At 59.0% G+C, this 24,993-nt stretch carries 21 protein-coding genes; 6 read left to right on the plus strand and 15 right to left on the minus strand.

Annotation, left to right across the window (positions count from 1 at the left end; translation table 11 throughout):
- Positions 1-146 precede the first annotated feature (146 nt).
- On the plus strand, positions 147-920 hold the full coding sequence (locus tag Q8K08_RS10170; protein ID WP_305249987.1) for a DeoR/GlpR family DNA-binding transcription regulator: 774 nt from the start codon (positions 147-149) through the stop codon (positions 918-920).
- Here the strand turns inward: Q8K08_RS10170 and Q8K08_RS10175 are convergent.
- Positions 891-1,514, minus strand: coding sequence for a class I SAM-dependent methyltransferase (locus tag Q8K08_RS10175; protein WP_305249988.1), 624 nt, complete (start codon positions 1,512-1,514; stop codon positions 891-893). The two genes, Q8K08_RS10170 and Q8K08_RS10175, sit on opposite strands and share 30 nt — an antisense overlap.
- Before the next feature lie 66 nt (positions 1,515-1,580).
- Between Q8K08_RS10175 and Q8K08_RS10180 the strand changes: the two genes are divergently transcribed.
- Positions 1,581-2,480 carry a choline/ethanolamine kinase family protein gene (locus Q8K08_RS10180; RefSeq protein WP_304803352.1) on the plus strand — a complete coding sequence of 300 codons (900 nt, stop codon included), beginning with the start codon at positions 1,581-1,583 and terminating at the stop codon, positions 2,478-2,480.
- A gap of 33 nt (positions 2,481-2,513) precedes the next feature.
- On the opposite strand, the gene Q8K08_RS10185 is transcribed toward Q8K08_RS10180, so the two are convergent.
- Positions 2,514-4,181: a BCCT family transporter gene (locus Q8K08_RS10185; RefSeq protein ID WP_305249989.1), complete on the minus strand. Its 1,668-nt coding sequence runs from the start codon at positions 4,179-4,181 to the stop codon at positions 2,514-2,516.
- 372 nt (positions 4,182-4,553) lie between these two features.
- Between Q8K08_RS10185 and Q8K08_RS10190 the strand changes: the two genes are divergently transcribed.
- Together Q8K08_RS10190 and Q8K08_RS10195 are read left to right on the plus strand one after the other, a co-directional pair.
- Positions 4,554-5,564, plus strand: a complete 1,011-nt coding sequence (locus Q8K08_RS10190) for a TAXI family TRAP transporter solute-binding subunit (protein ID WP_304796960.1) — start codon at positions 4,554-4,556, stop codon at positions 5,562-5,564.
- 88 nt (positions 5,565-5,652) lie between these two features.
- Entirely contained in the window at positions 5,653-7,713 is a 2,061-nt protein-coding gene (locus Q8K08_RS10195; protein WP_305249990.1) for a TRAP transporter permease, read from the plus strand.
- 96 nt (positions 7,714-7,809) lie between these two features.
- On the opposite strand, the gene Q8K08_RS10200 is transcribed toward Q8K08_RS10195, so the two are convergent.
- The 4 genes from Q8K08_RS10200 to dctP all read right to left on the minus strand — a co-directional run bounded on the left by Q8K08_RS10200 (position 7,810) and on the right by dctP (position 11,732).
- Entirely contained in the window at positions 7,810-8,739 is a 930-nt protein-coding gene (locus tag Q8K08_RS10200) for a dihydrodipicolinate synthase family protein (protein ID WP_304796957.1), read from the minus strand.
- Between the two features lie 32 nt (positions 8,740-8,771).
- Positions 8,772-10,067 carry a TRAP transporter large permease gene (locus Q8K08_RS10205; protein ID WP_304796955.1) on the minus strand — a complete coding sequence of 432 codons (1,296 nt, stop codon included), beginning with the start codon at positions 10,065-10,067 and terminating at the stop codon, positions 8,772-8,774.
- Positions 10,064-10,627 carry a TRAP transporter small permease gene (locus Q8K08_RS10210; RefSeq protein WP_304796954.1) on the minus strand — a complete coding sequence of 188 codons (564 nt, stop codon included), beginning with the start codon at positions 10,625-10,627 and terminating at the stop codon, positions 10,064-10,066. The genes Q8K08_RS10205 and Q8K08_RS10210 overlap by 4 nt, the downstream gene beginning before the upstream one ends.
- 88 nt (positions 10,628-10,715) lie before the next feature.
- Positions 10,716-11,732 (minus strand): TRAP transporter substrate-binding protein DctP, encoded by a 1,017-nt coding sequence (gene dctP, locus Q8K08_RS10215; RefSeq protein ID WP_305249991.1) that lies wholly within the window; start codon positions 11,730-11,732, stop codon positions 10,716-10,718.
- Positions 11,733-11,901: 169 nt separating this feature from the next.
- Here dctP and Q8K08_RS10220 point away from each other — a divergent pair, with 169 nt between their 5' ends.
- A complete protein-coding gene (locus tag Q8K08_RS10220; protein WP_304801676.1) occupies positions 11,902-12,627 on the plus strand; it encodes a GntR family transcriptional regulator in 726 nt (241 codons plus the stop codon).
- 45 nt (positions 12,628-12,672) lie between these two features.
- Here the strand turns inward: Q8K08_RS10220 and uxuA are convergent, their stop codons facing one another.
- The 6 genes from uxuA to Q8K08_RS10250 are packed head-to-tail and all read right to left on the minus strand — an operon-like array spanning position 12,673 to position 18,536.
- On the minus strand, positions 12,673-13,890 hold the full coding sequence (gene uxuA / locus Q8K08_RS10225) for a mannonate dehydratase (protein ID WP_305249992.1): 1,218 nt from the start codon (positions 13,888-13,890) through the stop codon (positions 12,673-12,675).
- Positions 13,891-13,920: 30 nt separating this feature from the next.
- Positions 13,921-14,991, minus strand: coding sequence for an L-idonate 5-dehydrogenase (locus Q8K08_RS10230; protein WP_305249994.1), 1,071 nt, complete (start codon positions 14,989-14,991; stop codon positions 13,921-13,923).
- A 7-nt stretch (positions 14,992-14,998) separates the two neighbouring features.
- On the minus strand, positions 14,999-16,276 hold the full coding sequence (locus Q8K08_RS10235) for a TRAP transporter large permease (RefSeq protein ID WP_305249995.1): 1,278 nt from the start codon (positions 16,274-16,276) through the stop codon (positions 14,999-15,001).
- Positions 16,276-16,776 carry a TRAP transporter small permease gene (locus Q8K08_RS10240; protein ID WP_304801927.1) on the minus strand — a complete coding sequence of 167 codons (501 nt, stop codon included), beginning with the start codon at positions 16,774-16,776 and terminating at the stop codon, positions 16,276-16,278. The genes Q8K08_RS10235 and Q8K08_RS10240 overlap by 1 nt, the downstream gene beginning before the upstream one ends.
- Positions 16,777-16,829: 53 nt before the next feature.
- Complete coding sequence (locus tag Q8K08_RS10245; RefSeq protein ID WP_370870540.1) at positions 16,830-17,804, minus strand: TRAP transporter substrate-binding protein; 975 nt, start codon at positions 17,802-17,804, stop codon at positions 16,830-16,832.
- A gap of 42 nt (positions 17,805-17,846) precedes the next feature.
- The gene (locus Q8K08_RS10250) at positions 17,847-18,536 is read right to left on the minus strand and encodes a GntR family transcriptional regulator (RefSeq protein WP_304796463.1); all 690 of its coding nucleotides are present in this window, start codon (positions 18,534-18,536) and stop codon (positions 17,847-17,849) included.
- Between the two features lie 170 nt (positions 18,537-18,706).
- Between Q8K08_RS10250 and Q8K08_RS10255 the strand changes: the two genes are divergently transcribed.
- Entirely contained in the window at positions 18,707-19,459 is a 753-nt protein-coding gene (locus Q8K08_RS10255) for a GntR family transcriptional regulator (RefSeq protein WP_304796460.1), read from the plus strand.
- A gap of 26 nt (positions 19,460-19,485) precedes the next feature.
- Here Q8K08_RS10255 and Q8K08_RS10260 read toward each other — a convergent pair whose 3' ends face one another.
- Genes Q8K08_RS10260 through Q8K08_RS10270 form a run of 3 tightly spaced genes read right to left on the minus strand, consistent with a single transcriptional unit; the run spans position 19,486 to position 24,951 of the window.
- A complete protein-coding gene (locus Q8K08_RS10260) occupies positions 19,486-21,558 on the minus strand; it encodes a M28 family metallopeptidase (protein WP_304796457.1) in 2,073 nt (690 codons plus the stop codon).
- A 12-nt stretch (positions 21,559-21,570) separates the two neighbouring features.
- Entirely contained in the window at positions 21,571-22,107 is a 537-nt protein-coding gene (locus tag Q8K08_RS10265) for a histidine phosphatase family protein (RefSeq protein WP_305249996.1), read from the minus strand.
- A gap of 57 nt (positions 22,108-22,164) precedes the next feature.
- Positions 22,165-24,951, minus strand: coding sequence for a hypothetical protein (locus Q8K08_RS10270; protein WP_305249997.1), 2,787 nt, complete (start codon positions 24,949-24,951; stop codon positions 22,165-22,167).
- Positions 24,952-24,993 lie beyond the last annotated feature (42 nt).

The raw sequence follows: 24,993 nt of genomic DNA on the forward strand, positions 1-24,993 counted from the left end.
CATCTCATGATTAGCGCGCGTCACCCCGGCGGCTGTCAACGAAAAATTGGGTGATGTGTGGTTTTCATGACCGATAGTTTGTCTTTTGGCAAAGAAACGGGCAAGCTAATGCGGATATTCACACGCAAATCACAGGACGCCGCCCGATGCTGACACCCCGCCATGGCGCGATTCTGAAACTGCTGGAGGGCAAGGGCCCGCTTTCTGTCACAACGCTAGCCGATATGCTGGACGTGTCCACCGAAACCATGCGGCGCGATGTGCGGGCGCTGGCAGGCGCCGGGGCGGTGGTACGGGTGCATGGCGCGGTGGGGCTGGCAGGCCAGATGGGCGAGGCACCGTTTCACCGCCGCATGCGCGAAAATGCCGGGCCAAAGCAGGCGATTGCGCGGGCGATGGCGGTGCAGATCGCCGACGGCGACTCGCTGATGCTGGACACCGGCACCACCACCAGTTTTCTTGCTCGTGAGCTGCTGGGTCATCGGCGGCTGACGGTGGTGACCAACTCATCCGACATCGCCCGCACACTGGCCACGGTGAACGGCAACCGCGTGTTCATGGCGGGTGGCGAGTTGCGTGGCGATTCCGGCGCATCACTTGGGGCCTCGGCGCTGGAGTTCATCCGCGCTTTTGCGGTGCAGCACGCCATAATTTCAGCCGGGGCAGTCGATGCCAGCGGGGTGATGGATTTCGATCTGCAAGAGGCAGAGTTTGCCCGCGCCGTGCTGGCTTGCGGCGCGCGGCGGATGGTCGTGACAGACGCCAGCAAATTCGGGCGGCGCGGCTTTATCCGCGTGACCGGGTTTGAGGGGTTGGATGAGATTTTCACCGATGCCCCGCCGCCAGAGGATGTGGCAGCGGCATTATCCCTTGCCGGGGTACGGGTGCATCTAGCCTCGTCGGATCACAACGGCCAATGACGGAATGGTGCCCGCCTCGCCGGGCATAGAGACATAGGGCGCGGTGGTTTCCACAACTGTTATGCCCGCCGTGGCGTTCAGCACAGCCGAAAACCCGCCCGCCCAGAGTGTTGTCTTGACCGTGAGCACCAGCGGCCCGCCACTATGCGTAATGCGGATCAGTTCCGGCAACGCCTCGGCCCCGACATGGCCTGTTGTGAACACACCTGTCGAAATCACGGCGGCAAACTGGCCATCGGCGAAGGGGAGCGGCTGGCCAAGCGCCAGTTGGTGCAACCTGGCATAGCTGCCCTTGGCGCGGGCAACGGCAAGCATGCCTGCTGACAGATCAAGACCCTCGACCGGGGCAAAACCCAGAATGCCCAGCCAGTCGCCCAACAGCCCGGTTCCGCAGCCGGCATCCAGCACCGGACCGGCCCCGCGCGGCGCATGACGGAAAAGCAAGGCGCAGCCAATAGACGGGTGGCGATAGCCCGCCGCAGCCATTTCAGCATCATAGCTTGCGGCCCATGTGTCATAGACAGCCGCTACCTGCTCGGGGGCCTGCGCGTCATAGACCTTGCCAAGGTGGCCATCGTGCTGCCCGTCGCTCATGCTAGACTCCCGGATGATTTGCCCGCTAGCTTGGTTCAGACAAGGGAACAAGGCAACGGGGTCAGTATGCAGGATGATATCGCGGGCCTGATTGCGGGTATACCGGTCTTGGCCGGTTGGGACGGCCCGGCGCAACGCTTGGGCGGGTTGACGAACCGGGTTTATCGTCTGGGCGACGCTATTTTGCGAGTGCCGGGCGAGGGGACGGCAGATTACATCGACCGCGCCGCCGAAGCTGTCGCGGCAGAGGCGGCGGCACGTGCCGGGGTCAGCCCAAAGGTGCTGCACATCGATCCGGCCAACGGTCTTATGGTCACCCGGTATATCGCAGGCACTGTGACCATGACGCCAGACGCCTTTCGCGACCGCCCTGGCGCACCTGAGCGCGCGGCGATGGCCTTGCGCCAGTTGCACCAGTCGGGGCAGGTGTTCGCGACCCGGTTTGAGTTGTTCGCGATGATCGACGACTATCTGCGCCTGTTGTCGGGCAAGGATGTGGCTTTGCCCCAAGGCTATCATGCCGTTGTCGCCGATGCCGAGGCGGTGCGCGCGGCCTTGGCCCGCACCCCTGTGCCATTGGTGCCTTGCCACTGCGATCCGCTGTGCGAAAACTTCCTTGATGTCGGATCGCGGATGTGGATCGTCGATTGGGAATATGCCGGTATGAATGATCCGATGTGGGATCTGGGCGATCTGTCGGTCGAGGCGGAGTTCGATGCTGCGCAAGACGACGCGATGCTGATGGCCTATTTCAACGGCCCCGCCCCGGACGCGGATCGAGCGCGAATGGTGATCTACAAGGCGATGTGCGATCTGTTGTGGACATTGTGGGGCCTGATCCAACTGGCCAATGACAACCCGGCCGAAGACTTTCAGGCCTATGCCGATGGCCGCTTTGCCCGGTGCCGCGCGCTTATGGCATCCCCCGTTTTTTCACAGCATGTGGCGGTTCTTGCAGGGAAATGACGGGCGGCCCCGGGAAGGGACTGCCTGCAGGTTTCAGCGCGGTTCGTTCATCAGCCCGCGCACAATTGAATAGCATGCGGCCAGCAAGACCAGCGTGAACGGCAAGCCGGTGGATACTGCCATGGCCTGAAGGGCCACCAAGCCACCACCCAGCAGAAGCGCAATGGCCACCAGACCTTCAAACGTTGCCCAGAAGATCCGCTGCACCACAGGAGCATTAGTTTTTCCTCCGGCTGCTATGGTATCGATTACCAGCGACCCCGAGTCGGATGAGGTGACAAAGAACACCACGACCAGAACAATCCCGACCAGTGAACTTAGTCCTGCCAATGGAAACTGAGAAAGCATTTCAAACAGTTGAAGTTCCAGTGCCGCAGTTTGCACACCTGTAAAGCCGTCGTTCACCACCTGACCGATCGCACTGCCGCCCATTGCCGTCATCCACAGCACCGAAAACAGGCTTGGCACTATTAGCACCGCGATCAGGAATTCACGCACCGTCCGCCCGCGCGACACGCGGGCAATGAACATGCCGACAAAGGGCGACCAGCTGATCCACCATGCCCAGTAAAACGCTGTCCATCCGGCAGCAAAGTTCGTGTCTTCACGGCCAAAGGGATTGGCCAGACCAGGCAGATACTCGCCATAAGCCCCAAGATTGCGGAAGAACCCGAAGAAGATATCTGCGGTTGGTCCAAGCGCTATAACAAAGATCAACAGCATAAGGGCAAGGAACATGTTCACCTTTGACAAGACCTGCACACCGCCCTCCAACCCGCGCACAATCGATACGATGGCCAGAATGGTGATAAAGACGATCAGGATGATCAGCCGGGAGTCGGTTTGTCCAAAGCCAAACAGGTGATCCAACCCAGCCGCCGCCTGCTGCGCGCCGATGCCAAGCGATGTGGCAAGGCCGAAGATGGTGGCAAAGATGGCCATAATATCAATGATATGGCCGGGCCATCCCCAGATTCGCTCGCCGAAGATCGGATGAAATGTGGATCTCAGGGTCAGCGGAAGGCCCTTGTTATAGGAAAACAGCGCCAGTGCGAGCGCGACAACCGCATAGATTGCCCAAGGGTGCAGCCCCCAGTGAAAGATGGTGGCCGCCATGCCCAGACGCGCGGCCTCGGCCGTGTCACCTGCGGCACCGCCCAGCGGCGCCCAGTCGGTGCGCGCACCCGTTTCATCAACCGTAACCCCGCCAAAGGCAGCGGTGTAGTGCGATAAAGGCTCAGACACGCCATAAAACATCAGGCCAATGCCCATGCCCGCAGCAAACAGCATCGAGAACCAGCCAACATAGCCAAAATCGGGCGTGGCATCTGGCCCGCCAAGACGGATTTTGCCCAAAGGTGAGGCGATCAGGAACAGGCATAGCATCACAAAGACATTGCCTGCCGCCAAAAAGAACCAGCCCAGATTGCCGGTCAGCCAATCGCGCAAACCGGTAAACATCGGCTCTACCTGATTTTGAAACGCCAGCGTGAGAATGGTAAAAGCGACAATGCCAAGCGCCGAGATGGAAAAGACCTTTTGATGAAAGTCAAATTCCAGGACATAGCGAGGTGCGATATTGTCCTGCCCGATGGCATAATCTGTGACGATAATCTCGGTCTCGCCCTCTGGTTCTGGGATCGCGTCGGTTTCGGGGACGAGGTCTTCGTCCCGCTGCGTTGTGTCATGAGGTTCGGTCATGATGTCCCTCTCTTGGTGGCTGACCCGACGCTGTTGCACGTGTTTTCCGCCTGAAGCCGACGGCGGGTCGTCCCGGATGGATCAGTCTGCGACCACAGGCTGATGTTTGCGCCAAGCCAACAATCGGTTGGCGTACGAATTTGTGCGAAAATGCGCTGACTTCCGCCTGGGATGGCCTTGCTCGCGCATTTTTGACGAAAGTTCAACCGCTAGGGGCAACCAAATTAGGATCTGCGCCCAGGGCTGGAGGCGCAAATGTGGTAAACCGGGCCCAAGGTCACGCCTAGACCTTGGGCAAATCATCGCCTAGGCTATTGTCAGGCTGTCAGAAATGACGGCGTGCACGCAACGAACTTCACCGAGGAGATACGCATGAAATTCATATCCTTCAACGCTTTGGCCGGGGCCGCGCTTGCGGTCGGGCTGATGGCTCAGAGCGCTGTTGCGCAGGAAATGCAGTTCTTTCGCATCGGCACTGGTGGCACCGCAGGCACCTATTACCCAATCGGCGGGTTGATCGCGAACGCGATCTCCAACCCTCCCGGATCGCGCGCCTGCGACGCAGGCGGCTCTTGCGGCGTGCCCGGTCTGATTGCGACTGCTGTGGCCTCTAACGGGTCTGTCGGCAACGTCAACTCGATCAACGGTGGCACGCTGGAGTCCGGGTTCAGCCAGTCTGACGTGGCCTACTGGGCGCAGACCGGCACCGGAATCTGGGAAGGTCAGCCCGCGGTTGAAAAGTTGCGCCTGATCGCAAACCTTTACCCCGAAAGCATTCATCTGGTGGCCAGCAAAGCATCGGGCATCGCGTCGGTCGCGGATCTGCGTGGCAAGCGTGTGTCGCTGGATGAGCCGGGTTCGGGCACATTGGTTGATGCCAAAATCATCCTTGGCGCCTTTGGCCTCACGGAATCTGACATCACACCAGAATATCTGAAGCCGGATCAGGCGTCTGACCGGATGCGCGATGGCGCGATGGATGCGTTTTTCTTTGTCGGCGGCTTCCCCGCGGGTGCGATTGCAGAACTGTCTAGCCAGCATGATGTGGTGATCGTTCCAATCGTCGGCCCGGAAATCGACGCATTGCGGACGGAATACAGCTTCTTTGCCAACGACACTTTCCCTGCTGGCACCTACAGAGGCCAGGATACCGATGTGGCCACGATCTCGGTCGGGGCGCAGATGGTGACATCTGCCGATCTGTCTGAAGATCTGGTTTATGGCATCACTCAGGCGTTGTTCAATGAAACCACGCAAAAGCTGTTTGCCAATGGCCATGCCAAGGGCAAGTTCATCACCCTTGAAAACGCGGTGCAGGGCGCGGGCATTCCGTTCCATCCTGGCGCGGAAAAGTTCTACAAGGAAGTTGGCGCGATCGAGTGATTGCTCTGATGTGATGTAAAGACCGGGGCGCGGGCAGTGAACCTGTCCGCGCCCCCTTTGTCTAAAAGATGCTTTCAGGGGATTTCGGATGAGCGAAGCCACACGCGAACTGACCGAAGCCGAGCTTCGGGCGATCGAGGAGGAGTTTGACCCCGAAGCCCGTTTCAGAACGGTCACGCGTCCGGTTGCTTTGTTGTCTGGCGCTTTGCTTTTTGCACTATCGGTTTATCACTTCTACACTGCCGGATACGGCATCCCGCGCGCAACGACCCATCGCGGTTTGCACATGGGCGTGTCCCTTTTCTTGATTTTCCTCAGCTTTTCAGCGATCTCATCCTGGCGCGACAAGACCACTGGCTTTGTTATTCTGGGCTTGCCGGTGCACGACTGGTTTCTTGCCATCGGCGCTGGGGTAAGCGCGCTTTATGTGCCTTGGGTTTACGATCAATTGGCGTTCCGCATCGGAAATCCGCTGCCGATTGATGTAGTGATGGGCAGCATTTTGCTGGTCACCCTACTGGAGGCCGTGCGTCGGTCTATGGGCTGGCCGCTGCCGGTCATTGCGCTGTTGTTCATCGGCTACGCCTATTTTGGCCGGTCGATGCCAGGCATTTTTGTGCATCCGGGGGCGGATTGGTCGGGGATCGTCAACCACCTCTATCTGTCGTCGCAGGGCGTTTACGGCACTGCGCTGGGCGTTATTGCCACCTATGTCTTTCATTTTGTGCTGTTCGGGGTGATGGCGCAGAAGATCGGTCTTGGTCAGTTGTTCATCAACCTTGCTACGGCGCTGACCGGGCGTTTTGCCGGGGGGCCTGCCAAGGTGTCGGTGGTGTCTTCGGCAATGCTCGGCTCTATTTCCGGGTCATCCATTGCCAACACGGTAACCACTGGCGCTTTGACCATTCCGACCATGATCAAGATCGGCTTCAAGCGTCACTTCGCGGCGGCGGTTGAAGCGGCGTCATCCACCGGCGGGCAGATCACGCCACCCGTCATGGGGGCGGTCGCCTTTCTGATGGTAGAATATCTTGGCATTCCGCTGCGCACCATTCTGATCGCGGCCATCGTGCCTGCGTTCATGCATTTCTTTGGCGTGCTGTTTCAGGTGCATCTGGAGGCAAAGCGCCTTGGCATCAGCGGCCTGCGCAAAGAAGAACTGCCGAACGCCATCAAGGTGCTGCGCGAAGGTTGGCTGTCGGTGCTGCCGTTGGTCTTGTTGGTCTGGATGTTGATGTCAGGCCGCACGCCGTTCCTGTCGGCGTTCTGGGCAATTACCGCGTGCATCGCGGTCTATGCCATTCAGCGGGTCATGGCGTCAGGGGTGACCGAAGGGGCAAAGGAATTTGTCGTTGGCATTTTCGAGGGCTTTGTGTCGGGTGCAAAAAGCTCACTTTCTGTCACGGCTGCGGCGGCACTGGTTGGTGTTGTGATCGGTGTGGTCACTCTGACCGGTATCGGCTTCAAAATCGCCTTTATGCTGACCAGTCTGGCGCAGGATTGGGCTGTCTCGGCCCATGGTTTTCTGGGCATCCTGCCGTTTGAGCTGTTCAGCATTCAAACACTTGCTCTGCTGTTCACGCTGATGATGACGGCTGTGGTCTGTATCCTGATGGGCTGCGGCATTCCGACGACGGCGAATTACATCATCATGGTGGCCGTTGCCGCCCCCGTGCTGAGCATGATGAATGTCGAACCCTTGGTGGCGCATTTCTTTGTGTTCTACTTCGGCGTGCTGGCTGATGTGACGCCGCCTGTCGCGCTTGCCGCCTATGCTGCGTCAGGTATTGCCGGGGCGAATGCGTTCAAGGCCGGGAACACAGCGTTCCGCCTGTCGATGGGCAAGGCTTTGGTGCCGTTCATGTTCGTGTTCTCGCCATCGCTGTTGCTGGTCACTGATGGCTTCACTTGGGGGTCTTTCGCGCTGGCCTTTACGGGGGCGGTTCTCGGAATTATCGCGCTTTCCGCCGCGATCACCAATTGGCTGATGTCCCCCTTGCTGAAGATTGAACGGGTTTTGCTGCCAATCGCCGCGCTTTTGATGATCGCGCCAGAACTCATCTCAACCGCGATGGGCGCCTCTATTCTGGGCGCGGTTGCGTTGCGTCAGTGGCTTGGTGGTCGCCCGAACGCGGCGGCCACTGCGTGATGCCACAGCACCGCACCCACCCCGCATTTGATCTTGCGGGGCGGGGGCATTTCCCTGCCAAGGGTTGTAGCCGGAAGTGGGCTTGCCGGGTTGCGCTTAGAGGGTCTTGATCCGGTCTCGGAACCGGGCGGCACCGTCAACAATGTGGTCCAGAATCACCTCTACCGCCCAGTGCTTTTCTGCGATGTCGTAGGGGATAGTCCGGCTGTGAACACAATCAAACGTGCCAATCCGCCGGTGATAATGTTTGGCCAGCTTGGGGTAGCCCATGCCTTCGGACATGGCGGACAGCACAAGGAACGTGTCCAGTTCCGCAGCAAGTGCCGGATGATCGCGCCCATGGTCCACCAGCCAGCGATACAGGTCGGGATGAAAGTTGTTCATCACGCCCGAAAACCCATGCCCGCCCGCCTGAATCGCTGGCCATGCAATAGCGGCATTGGCGTTGTTGATCGCCAAGGGCGTGCCAGCGACCAGCTTTAGCCGCCGCTTTACATCCTCCAGATCGCAGGTCACGTCTTTCAGGAACGCAAAACGCCCGCTTTGCGCGCACCAGCTTACCTCGTCATCCGTCAGCAGGCGGCGATAGGGGGCGGGGCATTCATACAGCCCCAGCGCCATGTCAGAGGGTAGTGCTGTCAGCAGATCATCCATGCGGGCACGAAAGACTGTGCTGTCTTCATCGGCCGCTGCCAGTCGGTTTGTGACCAGAACCACCGCATCCACGCCCACATCGGCCGCTGCGCGCAACTCGGCCTTTTGATCGTCCATCGAAACCGATATGTGCCCCGACGCGACCACCGGCACGCGTCCGGCCACATGTTCAACCGTGAACCGCGCCAGATCACGCCGTTCGTCTAGCGACAAGAACAGCATTTCCGATGATTGGCACACCGCGAACAATCCGTGTGAGCCGTTGTCGATATACCAGTCGATCAGCCGGGCGTATCCATCCCAGTCAATCGTGTTGTCCGGTTTGAACGGCGTGATAACGACTGGGAAAATACCCTGCATGGCGTGCGACATTCGAAGCGTCCTTGAAAACGTGGGGATTGGGTTCAGCCTGCGTAACCAAAGGCGCGAGGCAGCATCAGGGTAAGATCCGGCACAAGGATCATGGTCAGCAGTGCCAGCATCAGCACGCCCAGAAACGGCCAGACCTCACGGATGATCTCGGCCAGCGGGATGCGGGTCACGGCATTAATAACAAACAATAAAATGCCATACGGCGGCGTAATAAGCCCGATCATGCAGTTCACAATGGCCACCACTCCGAAATGCACCAGATCAATGCCAAGCTCGCGGCAACTGGGAATGAACAGCGGAATGATCACCAGAATGATGGTGGAGGCATCAAGGAAACATCCCAGCAGCAACAGCAGCAGATTGATGCACAGCAAGAAGACCAGCGGGTGAATATCAAGACCCACAAGCGCCTGCGCCACAACGCCGGGAATGTTCTCGGACGCGACGATATAGTTCAGGATCAGCGCACCGCCGATCACCAGACCCACAGCCGCCGAAGACCGGGCGCTGTTGACCAGAATCTCGTAGAAATTTGCCAGTGTGAGCGACCGGTAGAACACCGCAGCAAGGATCAGCGCATAGAATGCGGCGACAGCAGCGGCCTCTGTCGGGGTCGTGACGCCGCCATAGATGCCATAAAGCAAAATGGCGGGCATCAGTAGTGCGGGGCCTGCGTTGAGGGTGATGCGTGGCAACTCGCGCAGCGGCACAGGATCGTCTTTGGCAAAACCGCGACGGTGCGAAATCCACGCGTTCATGCCCATCAGCACACCGCCCATGAACAGCCCCGGCACAATGCCACCCAGAAACAGGAACCCGATCGAGGTGTTTGACACCAGTGCATACAGCACCATCGGAATTGACGGCGGAATGATTGGGCCAATGGTGGCTGATGCTGCCGTAATCGCCGCCGCATAGCCGCGCGTATAATGACCGGATTTCACCATCATCTCGATGATCAGTTTGCCAATCCCTGCCGCGTCCGCAACCGCCGAGCCTGACATGCCGGAAAATACCAACGACGCCATCACATTGACATGGCCAAGCCCACCGCGAAACCGCCCGACAATCGCAATGCAAAACTGCAAGAGACGGTCCGAAACGGTGCCAGCGTTCATGATATTGGCCGCCACAATGAACAGCGGCACCGCCAGCAGGATAAAACTTTGATATAGCCCATCCATCAACACTTTGCCGCTGACACCAATACTTTGCCCCGCCGCCGCCAGATAGGCGATTGAAGCAACAAGAATGGCATAGGCAATTGGCGTGCCCATGGCCGCCAACCCCATCAGGGTGACAAGGCAGAGAAGAAATTCAAAACTCATGGCTTGACCCGTTCTTCGCCGGGCAGGATCGGTTCTTCGACACCGTACCGAAAGGCGCTCCAGACCTGCCAGAAATACCGGGCAGCAACAGCCAGCAGAAACACGATATAGATGACATATACATCGCGCATCCTGATCCAGTCGCCAAACAGATCGCCTAGTGTTGCGGTCTTTTTCAGGCGCAAAATCATGAACCTGTCCCAAGTGGGCGAGAGCGAGGCCAATAGCGCGATTGCGATGGCAAGGCCGGTGATGATGGCAAAAACCTTGCGCACATGCGGCGGCACGGCAAGGTATAGAATGTCAAAGGTCACATGATCATTCTGGCGTACAACAAAGGCGTTGCCCCAAAAAATCAGCCAGACCCAGAGGGCTAGACAGAATTCCAGCGTCCAGCCATAGTTCATCGGTTGCAGCCATGGCATGTTGACCGCCACCCATTCCATCCGAGCCGTGTAGCGCACAACAACTTGCAAGATGAACGTGGCAAACATTGCCGCCATAAGGGCGGCTGCAAAGGCTTCAGCCCCGGTCCGGAGCAGCGATTGAAGTCGGATCACGGCATTCCTCCGGCTTGGGGCGTGCAGGACTACGAGAAAGAGAAAAATGGCCGGAGAGCGGGAGCAGCCCTCCGGCCAGCGCTTTGGGTCAGTTGCCCAGCGCGTTGATTTGGTCCAGAACGCCTTCGGGCCATGCTTTTGCAAATTCCGAACCGACATACTGCGCCTGAACATGGGTGCGGAAGGCATCCAGATCCGGCTCGTATACATCAAGACCCTGCTCTTTCAGGAAGCTGACAAGCTCTTCTTCCTTGGCAAGCTGGCCTGTGCGACCGGATTCGGCAGCATCATCGGCGGCCTTTTGCGTTGCCGCTTGCTGTTCTGGCGTCATCTTGTCCCACAGCGCCTTTGAGAAGGCGATGTAGTTCAGGTCCACCAGATGCGCGGTCAGGCTGACCTGTTTTGTCACCTCGTAGAACTTGGCATCAACCACCGTTGGCAGCGGATTGTCCTGACCGTCAACCGATCCGGTCTGCAGCGCGGTGTAGATCTCGGTAAAGGCCATTGGCGTCGGGTTGGCGCCAATCGCACGGCCCAGGAACTGCCACGCATCCGAACCCGGCATCCGCAGGTTTACGCCGTTCAGATCGGCCGGGGTCATCACATCCTTTTCAGCGCGCGGAAAGCGCAGGTTGACGTGGCGCTTGCCCAGATACATGACCGACAGCAGTTTGACGCCCAGCTCATCCTCGACCTTTTGCTTGAAAGGGTCCATCAGCGCGTCGTTGAAGACTGCGACCTGATGTTCGGCACTTTGATGCACATAGCCGGTGGCAAAGATCGAAAACTCGGGGAAGAAGTTTGCCAACTCTTGCGCCGAGGCAATCGACATCTCCAGATCGCCCGAAGCAATCGCTTCAAGCTCTGAGCCTTGGGCGATCAGCGACGCGTTGTAATGCGGCTGGTAGGTCGCAAATTCGGAAATTGCCGGACCAAAGACACTGGCCAGCGCGACAGATCGCTGGTCTGTGTCTGATGCCGGGGTAGACATGCGGATAACCGGCTTATCCTGTGCCGAGGCGGCAAAGGGTGCAAGGCTGGCGGCGAATAGGGCAAACGCCCCTGCGGACGCCATGAAGACCCGGCGTGTCAATTGAAGTGTCATTTGTTTACTCCTCCCAGAATATATCGTTGCAGGCGCATACCGCCCCTTTGGCCCTTTGACAGCCCGGCCTTGCTGTGCCGTGCCCCCTGCCGAAGTTGGCAACATTGTGCTTACCCTCACCGCACTAACATGTTAGTGTGATGTTAGCAATGGGTCAGTGGGCCACAGAATGTCTGAACCGATCGTCACACATCAAAAAGCGCTGCACCGTGAGGCGCACCAGACGGCGGGCGAACCTTCGCTTCGGCAGATCGCCTATGACCGAATTGAGGAGCTTCTGAACTGGGGTCGGGTGCGACCGGGCCAGATCATTTCGCAGCGTGAGCTGATGGACATGACCGGCGTCACGCTTGGGTCTGTGCGCGAAGCTGTGCCGCGATTTGAGGCTGAAGGACTGCTGCAAACCTTGCCGCAGCGCGGGCTAATGGTGCCAAGTCTGGACGTAAGCTTTATTCGAGAAGCCTATCAGATGCGGCGGTTGATAGAGCTGGGGGCTGTCCCTGACATTCTGGCGCGGCTGGACCGTGCGACCATAACCGAATGGATTGATTGGCACCTTGTGACCCAAGCCCAGCTTGGTCGGGATGACGAGTCAGATCTGGCCGAGGTTCTGCGTGATTTTCAGCTTTATGATTGGGATATGCACGCGCAGATGGTCAACACGATGGAAAATCGTCTTATTTCCAACGTCTACCGCGTGACTGCCATCAAGATTCGTATGGTCGCCCAGTCGCGGGTGCGGGTTACGCGGCAGAATGCAACCCGCGTGATCAAGGAACACCTTGGCTTCTTGATCCCGATGCTGAACGGAGAGTCTGAAAACGCTGTGCAGGCGTTGTCGCATCACATTGATCAGTCGTTGACGCTGGCGCTTGGCGGTGTGCTTCAGGGCTGATGACGATGCCGGGGCGCTGCGCCCCGGCAGTCCGCACGCTTCGGTTTACCCCGCTGCCGTGACCTTCGGATGTGAAAGCGCTGTCATGATACCGCGCAATTCGGCCAGGCCTTTCAGTCGGCCAATGGCGGGATAGCCCGGTTGCGCCTTGCGGGTCTGGTCATCCAGAATATCCTGCCCATGATCAGGCCGCATCGGGATCTGCCAATCGGCCCGCCCCGCTGCCTTGCGCCGGGTCTGTTCGGCCAGAACAGCGGCGATCATGGCCACCATATCGGTATTGCCCTCCAGATGAGCGGCCTCGTGGAACGACCCGCCCAAATGGCGATCTTCCAGGGCCACATTGCGCAGATGCAGAAAATGTACCCGGTCGCCCAGCCGCTTCATCATGCCTGGCAAATCATTGTCGGCGCGTGCGCCCAAAGACCCGGTGCAAAGCGTGATGCCATTGGCAGGAAGATCAACCGCGGTCATTACCGTCTTGTAGTCGGCTTCAGTTGACATGATGCGGGGCAGACCCATCAGCGGGAATGGTGGGTCATCAGGGTGGCAGCACAGTCGAATGCCGATCTCTTGCGCCAACGGGCTGACCTCGGCCAGAAAATCAATCAGGTGGCCGCGCAGCTTTTGCGCGGAGATATTGTCGTAATGCGCAAGATGTGTCTTCACATCCTCCATCGACATCCGCTCTGCAGAACCGGGTAGGCCAAAGACGACGTTGCCGCATAGTTCCTGTTTGCGGGCCTCGGTCATGGCGGCAAATCGCGCGCGGGCGGCTTCGGTCACTTCGGCGCTGTAATCAGCGTCTACTCCATTGCGTTGCAGCAGGAACAGATCAAAGGCCGCAAAGTCGATCGCGTCATAGCGCATGCAGGTCGCCCCATTGGCCAGACGGTAGGCCAGATCGGTGCGTGTCCAGTCAAGGATCGGCATGAAGTTGTAGCAGATCACCTGAATCCCTGCATCGCGCAGGTTCCGCATCGAGGTTTTCCAGTTCTCGATATGCGCTTTCCAGTCACCCGTCTGCCGCTTGATATCCTCTGACACAGGCAGGCTTTCGACCACCTCCCATTTCAGGCCCGACGGCGCGCCATCTTTCATCAGCGCCAGATCGGCCTGTCGCTGGGCAATCTCGGCCGGGGTCCAGACTGTTCCGGTGGGCACATGATGCAAAGCTGTCACAACGCCTTCGACGCCTGCTTGCAGCATGTCGTCGATAGACACCATATCCTTCGGACCAAACCAGCGCCACGTTTGTCTCATGTTTGCATCTTTCCGTCTGAAGCGCCGCGTCTATACGCTGGCAAAAGAGAGTTGAACTTTGACCGATATTGCACGGTCGCGGGCGGCTTCAAAGGCTGCAAGCGCCTTGTCTGCGGGATATGTTGCGGTGATCATCGGGGTTGGGTCAATCGCGCCGGATCCGATCAGGGCGACAGCTTCGGCAAATTCCACATCGAACCGTTGTGAGCCGACGAACAGGATCTCCTTGCCGACCATTACGTTCAGCGGCATCAACGTTGGTCCGGCCACCCCCACCTGCACCAGCGTTCCGCGTGGTCGCAGACAGGCTACCGCGTCACCGATTGCAGGGGCCGCGGCCGAGCATTCAAAGACCAGATCAACGCCGCCCTTTCCAGATGTCCATGGTGCCAACCCGTCCGGGTCTTTGGCTGTGTTGATCGCATGATCGGCCCCCATCAGGCGCGCTATGGCCAGTGTGCCATCCTGAATATCAGTCACGATAATCTTGGCGGCCCCCCGTTGGCGGGCAATCGCTACACACAACGCACCGATCGGCCCTGCGCCGGTGACCAGCACCGTTTTGCCCGACAGATTGCCGCCAACCGCCTCGCCCCGATTGGCGGCGTGCAGGCAGACGGCCAACGGTTCAGCACAGGCGGCGGCACCGGGGTTGGTGCCTTCGGGCAGCACAAAGCACTGACCCGCCCCAATCACCACCAGATCGCGGAACATGCCTTGCTGATGCGGCAGATACATGGCCGAGCCATTGAACCTCATCGCAGTGCAATGAATGGTCAGTCCGACTTGGCAAAACGCGCAAGCGCCGCAGGGTTGCGATGGATTCATCGCAACCAGCTGGCCCACCTTCAGACCGGTTACACCTTTGCCCAGCGCGTCAATCCGGCCCGCTGCTTCATGCCCCAGAATGATCGGTTCGCGCACGCGGATGGTGCCGATGCCGCCGTCCAGCCAATAGTGCAGATCAGACCCGCAGATACCGCCAGCCAGTACCGCAACCCGCACCTCACCCGGTCCGGGCGCTTCTATCGCGCGTGTCTCCAGTCTCAGATCATCCTGCCCATGCAGGCAGACAACACAGTTTTCCGAATGGTTGGTCATAATCGCCTCAGGGCATCAGAGTGTTGGGCAGCCAAGTTGACAGCAGCGGGAAGTAGCTGACCATCAGCAACACGATCATATTGGTGATTATATATGGCGTGATGGCCCGGATCACCGGTGACAGTGGCAGCCTTGCGATGTTTGACGCAACAAACAGGCAGACCCCGACCGGCGGTGTGGTGAGGCCGATCATCAGGTTAAGCACGGCAAAGCAGGCAAAGTGCAGCGGATCAATCCCCACGGCCATGGCAAGCGCCTGCAAGGGCACAAACAGGATGATCAGAGCTGCAATCGTCTCCATGAACATGCCAACAAACAGCAACAGCAGGTTGATCAGCAAGATCACAACAAACTTGTTATCGGTAAAAGACAGCACCCCATCGGCCAGCGTCTGCGGAATACGCTCGGCCACCAGAATCCAGCCGAACACATTGGCGGTGCCGACCAGCACCAGAATCCCAGCGGAGCTGACGGCACTGTCGACAATGATCTTTGGAATGCGGGCGACGGGCAATTCGCGGTAAACGAACAGGCCGACCAGCATCGCATACAAACAGGCGACCACGGCGGTTTCCGTTGGCGTGGTTACACCGATCAGCAGCCCGCCCACGATCAGAACCGTCATGGCAAGCGCCCAGACCGCACCCGTGAATGACCGGAACAGCTCACCCATGCCTTTCCACGACTCGCGCGGGAAGTTCTTTTTACGGGCGATGAAATAGGTCACCGCCATCATCGCCATACCCATCAAAAGGCCCGGTACCGCGCCTGCCAGAAACAGCTTGCCCACCGACAGCCCCGACAGCGAACCCACGATGATCATTGGCACACTTGGTGGAATCATCGGCCCCACGGTCGAAGATGCCGCTGTGACTGCCGCTGCAAAATCACCCGGATAGCCCGCTTTCTTCATACCCGGAATCATCATGCCTCCAACGGATGCCACATCGGCCACCGCCGTTCCCGAGATCCCGCCAAACAGCATTGATGCCGCAATATTGGCCTGCGCCAGCCCGCCCCGCATCCACCCCACCAGGGCATTGGCAAACCGGATGATCCGTTCGGTGATTCCGCCCGAATTCATCAGATTGCCAGCAAGGATAAAGCCGGGGATGCAGAGCAACACAAAGCTGTCCATGCCCGCATACATTTTCTGCGGGATGACGACCAAGGGGATATCGGCAAACAACAGATAGGCCATTGATGACAACCCCAGCGTTACGGCGACGGGCAGGCCGATGGCAAGGCCAAAGATAAACGTACCAAGAAGAAGGGTCAGGCCCATTACTTGTCCTCTGCTTTAAGTATGGGAAGACCGTCATGTCGGCCTGTCAGCATCTCATAGACCCTCATCAGCGCCCAAAGACCCAGCGTAACAAACAGGATCAGCATGGATGCGTGAATGAAATCCATCCGCCAGCCAAGTGACGCAGCGGTCTGGCGGCGGCCAATCGCGGTGTAATCCCACGCCGCAGACAGCAGAACGATGCAGAACACTGCCGTGAGCACAGCGCAGACCAGACGCAAAACCCAAGGGGCGCGGCCCGGCAGGCTTTCGCACAGCAGGTCAACGTTGACCATATCGCCACTGCGAAGCGCCAGCCCCGCCCCAAGTGCACCAATGTAAATCAGGCAAAACCGGGTCAGTTCCTCGGTCCAGACGGGTGCTGTGCTCAGGAAAGTGCGGGCAAACACCTGCAACAACACAGACCCCGACAGCACCAGAAAGGCGGCCAGTATAAAGAGGCGACATAGCCCCTCCAGCCCTTTGAATGCAGTTGTCATCAAATCCTCCGCAATGGTTCTGCCGGAACAACTCCGGCAGAACCTGCATGGTATCAGTTGTTGAAGATGGCTTCTGCCAACGGACGAATTTCTTCGGCCACGGCGCCAAGCACGGCATCGCGCGCTTTGGCTGCAAATGCCGCCTTGTCGACCTCTACAAAGGTTACGCCGCGGCCTTCCAGATCGGCGACCAATGCATCTTCATCGGCCAGAAACAACTCGCGCTCATAGGCTTGTGTGCGCTTGCCTGCTTCCATCAGAGCGGCCTGATCGGCTTCTGACAGCTTGTTCCAGCTGCGTTCCGAAATTGTCAGGTAGATCCATGACCGGACATGCTCGGTCTTGTTTACGACCTTCTGTACCTCATAAAAGCCGCCGGATTTGAATAGGGCCAGCGGATTTTCCTGCCCCTCAATCGTGCCGTTCTGCAACGAGGTGAACACTTCAGAGAACGCCATCGGTGTTGGGTTGGCGCCAATCGCCTGCCATGCCGCCACAAAGATCGGCACGTTCGGCACGCGCAGCTTAAAGCCGTTCAACTCATCCGGTGTGGTGATTGCACGGGTGGCCGAGAGGTTGCGCGGACCGCGTGCAAAATAGGTGAGCGGGCGGATATCGGCCTTTTCAATGATCTCGGCTTCGATCTGCTTGCCAACCTCACCGGATGCAACCTCATCCATATGCTCCAGCGATTTATAGGCATAGGGCAAGGCCAGCAGCGCGGCGCTTGGTGCCCAGTTTTGCAGGCTTTCGCCGGTGATTGTCATGTCGGCGGTGCCAAGCTGCATACCGTTTATGAGGTCAATTTCTTTACCCAACGACTCGTTGGGGTAGATCTGCACCTCGACCCGACCCTCGGTCAGGGCTTTGGCTTCTTCTGCGAATTTCATCGCCGCTTTGTGCCAGATGTTCTCCTCATTCGCGAGGTGGCCCAGCTTTAGCGTGACCTCTTGCGCGACAGCTGCGCCGCCCATCAGGGCCACCACAGCACAGGTCGCCGCAAGGCGTGTAAGTTTGTTCAGCGTCATCGTGTCCTCCTCAGGATGAAAAATCGACGGCACCCGCCGCGATTACAGAAAGTATTCGGGTCGTTCCTGCTTTATCACCGGCAGATCCGTCAGGATGCCTTGCAGATGATGCCGCATAGCGTGTTCAGCCGTTGCCAGATCGCTCAGCGCGATAGCGTCAACCACGGTGCGGTGCTGGTCGATCAGACGATCCACCGGGAAATGCATGCTGGACAAAAAGCGTACACGATCCATCTGCGCCTTCATCTCAACCACCACGCGCCAGGCTTTGCCCTTGCCTGCACCCTCGGCCAAGGTGCGGTGGAACACCTCGTCAGCTTCCATGAAGTCGCGAGCAGACCCGCCGACCAACTGTTGCTGGCACACAATCTGTGCCCGCAGGTCTGCCACCAAAGCGGCATCAGGTGTCTGTGCCAGCAGTTTGACGATATCGGCCTCAACCGCCTCACGCACGAACCGCGCGTCCATAACTGACTGTAGGGAAATCTTGGCAACGAATGTGCCACGTTGCGGGCGTATTTCGAGCAATCCCTCATTGGCAAGCGAGATGAAGGCTTCGCGCACGGGCTGACGGCTGGTGCCGTATTGCAGCGCCACTTCGGCTTCGGAAATCTGAGTGCCGGGGTTCAAGGCGTTGTCGATAATGGCCATGCGCAAGGCTGCATAAAGCTGATCAACAACGCTGACGCGCAGTGTTTGCAGCTTTATCGGCATGTCCTGACGATAGTGCATCCTGAGTTTCTCCCCAGAGCCACAAATAAACCATACTACCATACCAGTCAATAGTGGGTTGTTATTGACATAGGCTTGCCTGATCAGGCTGATGTTATGGCCGGGTCGGCGCGCGCGTTACTCTGTCTGCAACGCGTGAACGCCCCGCGAGGCTAATGAGATGGGCTGGAATGAGCAAAGTAATCCACCGCGACCTGATAGATCCGCGTGGCTCGGTCGGGCGTCAGCTGGTCAAGATCCTGCGTGAGCGCATTATCGAGAACAAGATGCCGCCCGGTGAACGGGTGTCTGAGGCAGAGGTCAGCGTGCAATTTGGCGTCAGCCGCCAGCCCGTCCGCGAGGCATTCATCAAGCTGGCCGAAGAAGGTCTGGTTCAGGTGCGCCCGCAGCGCGGCACATTTGTCTGCAAGATATCTTTGCGCGCAGTTGAAGATGCCCGCTTCATCCGCGAAGCCATCGAGGGCGATCTGGCTCGGATCCTTGCCGTGGACCCTGACGCGGGCTTGCTTGCCGAACTGCGCAAACAACTCGATGCGCAAAGCCGGCTGAGTCAGAGCAGTACTTCAGAGCATGATCGCGCCGAGTTTCTGCGTCTGGATGACCTGTTTCACCGAACCCTTGCCGAAGCTGCGGGGCGTCAGTACTTGTGGCAGGTCATGGAAGGTGTGAAATCGCAGATGGACAGGGTCCGTTATCTGACTGCGCAGAATCTGGATATCGAACGCCTTGTGGCGCAACATTCGGCCATCGTCGACGGGATCGCCGCCAAAGACCCCGCGCAGGCAGAAATGGCCATGCGGCTACATTTGCGCACGATCTTGCAGGACCTGACGGTCCATCAGTCCCGCACGCCAGAGATATTCGATGGGCCCTCTGTCGATTTGCAACGCATGCCACCTTTGACCCGCGACCTGCCAAGATAGCCGGGTCAAACATCCTAAGTCTGGCGCTAAGCTGCCAGTTTTGTCACCATGCGTGCCACAGCACAGGTGATATCGCGCGCGTAAAGTGTATCGACGATCTGATCACTTTGCCGGTGATAATGCGGGTTCGGGTCTGACGCCGGTTCGCTGGCAAGGTTTGCAAAGAAATCCTCGCTGGCCAATACTGCACCCCAGCCTTGTTGATGAAAAGCGGCATGGTCAGATCGGTTGATCGCTCCGTCATACACATTCCGGTCCGGCCCGCCGAAAGTGCTGGTGCCGCGATAGATTTGTGCAGGGGCCAGCGCGCCATATTCTGCCGCTGCTGCGGCCAGTTGCGTGGCCAAAGGGTCGCTCAGATCGCGGATCGCAGGATCTGTGTAACCTGCATGCACCTCGAACAACCGGTTGGCATCGCTGTTAAAGCCCATCATGTCGGCGCAGACCACGCCCCGGATCGGCGCGCGCATCGCCTTGAGATGTGCGGCATAGGCTTTTGACCCCACCAGCCCTGATTCCTCGGCGTTGAAAAAGCAAAAGCGGACTGTGTGGGTAAGCTTGCCTTGCAACCCCCGAAACCACCGCGCTATCGACAGAACGGCGGCAAGGCCAGAGCCGTTGTCATCACAGCCGGGCGCAGCATCGGTCGGCGCGTGATAGCCCGGATCAAATCCCGCCGTGCTGTCCATATGCGCACCCACCACGATGATCCCCGCGCCAAGACCGGGCAGGGGGCATTTGGGCTGCCACCATGGATACCAAGGCTGCAATTTCAGCACCCTCTCGATCTCGGCCCGGATCATCGGTTCGGGAAATGTGCTGAGGTCACTATCGCCAGAGACCTCAAATATCTCTGCCAGATCGTCCAGAAACGGTTGGAACGGACGTGGCAGAGGCCGCCGCAAAATCTCGCGATACTTCTCAAGGATGTGCGGCTTTATCCGCAGTTTTCCCTGACCGGGCAGATCGGCGATGATATTGGAATGCGTTGCCCCGGCATGGGTGAAATCATGGCGATAAGCGCAGTAGCCCATCGCACGCAGATCGCGCATCAACTGCGCCTCGGCCCGTTTGTTGTCCGGGTGCGCCGAATGGCGCGACACGATGGCACCCTGTGCATCTATCGGTGTGGCACCGGTATATCGGTCCAGATCGGTGGCATAATGTGCCGTCACTGCCCTGCAGGTGGGCCGCAGCAGCAAGATGGCTTTGCGGATTGCGGGCGAGATTTCGACCGGCTCCAGTATCTTGGGTATCGCGCCAATCTCTTGCGACTCAAACTCCACCGCCTCGGCTTGGGTCGGGCGCAACAACCCCGGATCTGGGACCAGAAATTCGCTGTGCCCATGCGCACCATGAACGTGGAATGCCTCGGCCTGTTCTTCGGGGCGCATGGCGATCAGGAACTGGCCCGGTTCGGCATAAAGCACGCGCCTGATCTTCAGCGCTTCATCAAGCTCTGCACGGTCATCGCCGGGCCGAGCCCAGAACAGGTCTTCGGTCAGCGGGTCATAGCCGAGGCTTTGCAGGGTCAACCCGCCTGTCAAAGCATCGGTCAGGCGCGGCGGTGACAGCAGTGCAATCAGCGCCCATCTATCTGGCTTCTCAGGTGCAGGCTGGAACCACATCGGCACCACATCACCCTGCCGGACCAAGGTTTCCAGCGCGGCCTTTGGCCCTGTCAGCCGGGCTGCCACCGGGCGGTGCCCCAAACTCATCATGGGCAACAGCGCCACATGAGGCGCGGGCACCAGCCCGGCAGCCGCAGCTTCACCACGCAGTCGACGGTCGGCGGCGACAAGGGCAGTGTCGCCGCCCGCCGCACCGTGCAAGCCGATTGGCACGCCGTATTCCAGTGGCGGCAGCGCCATGATCCGTAAACCGTGTGGAGCGGTAAAGCCATCTGCCAGACCATCGACACCGCCGCCCTCCAGCCCCGGCACAGCAAGCGTGATTTCCAATGAAAGTTCGGAACTACTACGCGTCAGAAAGGTCAGATCGGGGATCAGGTCCAATCCTACGGGCCGCTCATCTTCATCCATGCGCAGCGCGCCGCTGGCCTGATCCAGGATGACGATTGCCTTGGTGATCGGTGTCATCGAAGCCTCCTCTCAGGCTGTGGGGGTGCCATAGCGCAACCGGGTCAGCCGGGTGCCGCACCAGTTGCGTGAAATCACGAACATCCGGTCGAACTGGCTTTCTGCCAGCTCGGCAATTCCCGGTGCGCCCAATGCGCCAGCGATGTCATCCACGGTGTTGGTATGGGTCAAGACCAGAACCGCCCGGCCTGCATGGCGCGTGCGGATGGTTTGGGCCAGCGCCGCGCCATCAGTTGGGGAATATAGCGTCAGCGCCAATCCTTGTGCCGTGGCCGTTGGTTGCCCGGTCTGCCGCGACCGTAAGGTGTCGGTTACAAACACCGCCGCCAGTTCCTCATCCTGCACCATATCGCGCAAAAGGTTTGCCCGTGTCTGGCCAGCCACGGAAAGTGGCGGATTTGCTCCTGTGCCCTTTTCCGCATGGCGCACAAGGATGACCGTCGAAGACCACAAAAGCAGCTTGTACTTGTGTAGGATTGTAGCCGTCGGGTCGATATGGTGGATCGTGTGGGGCCACCTGGTTGGCCCCGGCGTGAAGGTCTGTGCCAAAGGGGATACTCCCGAAAACGGTCAGGGCCGGCCCATCTGGACCGGCCCTGGCTGGGTTCAATCGTCGAGGTCGAATTCCAGCCGCATGGTGCGGATTGTACCACCGCCAAGCGGTGATGACGTTCCGCGCAAGATCCGCAGAATTTCCTCGATTGTCGGGCGACGGGTTGGCTCTTTATCCCGTGGCTTGTCCTGCTCGGGCTTCTCGTCCTCATCCTGCTTGTCGAACGTCAGCTGATAGGTCATGCCGCCCGACACCTCGCCATCCAGAAGGGTGGTAACGGTGATCTGGTTGTCACCCTTGGCCATGGCCTTGCGGGCCTCGTCCAAGTCAAATTCTTTGCCGGGTTCAATCGACAACACCACCTCGCGCTTGTCACGCGGTCCCATCTCAAACTTTTGCCCACCGTGCGACACAACATTCAGCGACCAGCCAAGCCTGCGCAGAAACACCGGCAACTCAATCTCGATATGCGCGACAACCGGATGCTTCCACGGGTTTCGCACCCAGATTACATGCTTGCGCAGCAGCTTCACCAGATCGCGCAGCGTCGGCAGTACCGGGTTCACATTGCGCTGGCCGATGTTGTTGTCAAACGGCACCAACCGCGATTCCGGGATCGTGCCGGTGATCGTCGTGTCATTGCCGGGATCGCCAGTGGCATGGGCAATCGCCAGCAGGCATTCGTGGCCAACAACCGATGGCACAAAAGCAAATGGCCCGATTATGGCGCTGCCTCCGGGCGCAATCGGGGCAGCGGCGGGCAGCGTTGGAGTGGCCATCGGTGCCCAGTCATCAGGAAAGGCCAGACCGGTTCCAGGCAGGGCGTGATAGGCATCAACCCTGACCGCTTGGGCAGACTGCGTGCCCCTGTTCTTGACGCGCACATACATGTAATTGGTGCGGTTCACGAGCGGGTCTTGATGGGTCATCCCACCATCTGCAGATCGCCGCACCCATATATCCTGACACGACCAGTGGTTAGCCAGATACTGGTATTCGCCCTGACGCCCATCGTCGATATAGACATCAACGGCGGGCGGGTTGCCTTCGGTTGTCACCGTATTCGGGCGGCCCGGCGCTGCTGCCGGCTGGAACAGCCCTTGCTTTTCAAACGACCAGCGCACGACCTTGTGCAACGCCCCGCCGGGAATTCCCTGAAAGCTGCCTGTGGTCTTGTCGGCGGTTTCCATACTCCCTTCAAAGACCTCGGGGAACTGGGTGGTTGCGGTCATCAGGCCAATCGCCTTGAAGATCAGATACAGCGCCGCATCTGCCGCGCGGCGGCGGGTGTTGATATTGGTCGAATCCCCTCCGATGGAACGGTAAAGCCGGAAAAGCGTGGTCGAAAGCACCTCCTCACCGCCATACTGGGTGTTCCAGTTCGCCCCGAACCACGCCCATCCCGTCGCCACCGTCCGGTCATGCCGCCGGTTCAGGCCCGGCAAGCCTGCGTTCACCCAAGGAAACGTGTTGAACCTGTCCACCGCCGCCGTGCCGGGATCGTTGATGATCGCGGCCATCGCATCGCCCGCCGAATGGGCAAAGCCGAAATTCGGGCTGTTGACATGATCCCACAGCACGGCATGACCAAACTCGTGCCATGTGACGCGGTTCGATGTGGCAATGCCAATGGTCTGGCCCGCCATCATCTTGCCAAAGCGCAATTCCAGTAAACCATTGCCGCTGGCATTGCCCGGGGCCTGTGCGTTGATATTGTCACCCAAAGCGCGCGCGTCCACAGGCACAGGAAACGTGGTGCCGTTGAAATAGCTCGAAACATTGAACCCCAGCTCCTGCATTTTTCTGAACAAACGGTCACAATGATAGTAGGCGTTCACCGCCGTAAAATCCTCGGTCTGCGCGTTAAATGCAAAGTTGCCCCCCGGGGTGGGCACCGTGGGTGGGGCCTGCACCGGGCTTTGCCGCTCGGTCACATGCACAAAGGTTCCGCGCAGATCTTGCGGGGTGTTCGCAATCAGCCCGTCCAGCGCCAGTGAGGTGCGAAACGGGTTCAGCACCGCATTGGTTGAGGCCGCCGTCACCGCCGCCCCGGTCTGGGTTTGCGGATCACGCTGAAAAACCATGCCGATGGCACAAGCCACAAGCGCGCGCAGATACAGCACATCACCCGATTGCGGCTCGACCAATGCGCGCCAGTTGACCGGAGCCTGCCCTTCGGTCATCGCGGCCTGAAACAGCAGCTCGTCGCAGATGTAGTGCTTGCCCTTTTCCAACCCCTTGATGGTTGGCTTGGAAAGATGCGGAATATGCACGCCCTCGCCGCCGACACAGCCTTCGTGATCGTGGCTTTCCTCGCGCGCATCGGGTTCATAGCGATACACCACCTGCCGCTCTATCCGGGCGCTGTCCATGTCGGACAGGCCAAAACCCAGCATCTTTTTCAGCGCCGCATTTGTGACCTTTCGGGTGCCATCAGCGTCTGATTTCGCGCGAGGATTTTCAATGACCACATTGGCATGCATCGCATTTTGCAGACTGTGCGGCTGCAAACTTTCGCCATCCATCTGCAGGCCCAGCGTTGCGCCAAAAACGTCAAGGCCCAGCACTTCTTGCTGGTAAATCACAACCTTGGTTCCGGCGACGTCCTTTTCCTGCCGGAACTCCATCACCGGCTGTGACCCGGCGCTTTCCAAGCCTGCACCAAGTTCGCTGGCAAGGGCGGTATCCGCCAGCCCCAACTCACCACGGATGTTGCGAAGTGTGAATTCCGCAACCTGTTGTGGCGTCACAAGGGGGGCGGCAGATTCAAATCCCGGCGAGATGGGGTTCTGCATATAGACCACTTCGCCATATTCATTCCTGAGAACTGTATCGTTCATGTCGATATTCCTTTGAAATTGGGCTCTGGAAAATCTTGTCGG

The organism is Pseudotabrizicola sp. (assembly GCF_030684215.1).
GTDB lineage: Bacteria > Pseudomonadota > Alphaproteobacteria > Rhodobacterales > Rhodobacteraceae > Pseudotabrizicola.